The 1463-nt window shown below is 36.2% G+C and carries 1 protein-coding gene; it reads left to right on the top strand.

Going from position 1 to position 1463, the window contains the following annotated elements; all coding sequences use genetic code 11:
* Positions 1–182: 182 nt before the first annotated feature.
* Positions 183–1445 carry a hypothetical protein gene (locus tag OQ5_RS0106200; protein ID WP_141638859.1) on the top strand — a complete coding sequence of 421 codons (1263 nt, stop codon included), beginning with the start codon at positions 183–185 and terminating at the stop codon, positions 1443–1445.
* The last annotated feature ends 18 nt before the right edge of the window (positions 1446–1463 follow it).

The following is a 1463-nucleotide window of genomic DNA, read 5'->3' as shown; positions in this document are numbered from 1 at the left end:
ACTGGAGTTTCCTCAAAAATCCGCTGAAAAGAGACAAAACATTTAGAACCTTAGGTAATTAGAAGGAAAGAAATCTGAAAAGTCATTTTATAAAAAAGATTCCTTAAAAAAATTGCGTCCATTTTACGATCTTCGCTGTAAGACTAAACTTCAGAACGCTTATGGACGCAAATTCTTTATTATTGAACCGATTCAAGATGCAATGTAATAAATTTTCAGGAACTATTACAAAAGAACTTGGTGTAATCAAAAAACGGTTGGTGAAAGAGATGATATTTGGTATTCAGGCATCCAAAGATGTTAAGCTATCCAATATTAGCAGGAGTTTAAAGGAAGATATTCCCTTAATAAAGACCGAGGACCGACTCAGCAGGAATCTGGCATCGGAAGATTTGTCGGAACAATTAAATAAAGAGATAATGCGATTAGCATCCGGTAAGATAGACGATACAATGGTAATAGCTATTGACCCCGGCGATATTATGAAACCTTACGCCAAAGAGATGGAGAAGTTATGTAATATCTATGACGGGAGCAGTGGAAGAGCCGCCCGAGGATATCATTTATGTCAGGTTACTGCAGCTAACCTGGCTCATGACAGGATAGTACCCTTATATTGCGAGGCTTATTCATCAGAAGACTCCACATATCCCGGCCGTTCAGAAAAAATTATTGAAATTGTACAAAAAGTGAAATCAAATATCGGTTCGAATGGCACCTGGGCAATTGACCGCGAAGGGGATGACATCGATATAATAAGAGGTTTTACCAGTGAAGAACTCGACTTTGTAGTACGTTTAAAAATGAACCGATATCTCCATTTTGCAGGTAACATCAACCGCCAGGTCAAAGCAGAAAGAATACAACATCATGTAGCTACACCATACAAAGCCCATATTTATATAACCAAAGATGGAAAGGAAGAATTTATACATTTACAATTCGGAGCTGTAAAAGTTGCATTGCCTGAATATCCGGATATCTGGTATACTCTTGTTATTGTTAAAGGCTTTGGAAAGCATCCGATGCTGTTGCTTACAAATAAAGAGGTGAATCTTCAAAACAATAAGCAGCTGTGGCAAATTGTTGATATTTATCTTACAAGATGGAAGTGTGATGAATGTTACCGTTACATTAAACAATCATACAATCTGGAAGACATTAGGGTATTAAGCTACAATTCCATACGGAATATTACAGTTCTTGTCCATTGTATTGCCTATTTTACAAGTATTTATATCGGAATGTCATTGAAATTAAAAATTATGGTACAAAAAATATTTATCCTCTCAAAAAGGTTCTTTGGTGTACCAACTTTCTTTAACTATGCTATGGCCGATGGTATTTATGAACTTCTTAAACATAGCAGGAAAGGTATTGCTGATTTTAAAAGCCGGATTGGTCCTCATCACAACCAATTCCAGTTATCTTTATTCCCTGATTAATTTTTGAGGAAACTCCAG

Origin of the sequence: Anaerophaga thermohalophila str. Valhall, assembly GCF_000250735.1 — a bacterium.
Lineage (GTDB): Bacteria > Bacteroidota > Bacteroidia > Bacteroidales > Marinilabiliaceae > Anaerophaga > Anaerophaga thermohalophila_A.
This window is presented reverse-complemented; position numbering and strand designations above follow the sequence as displayed.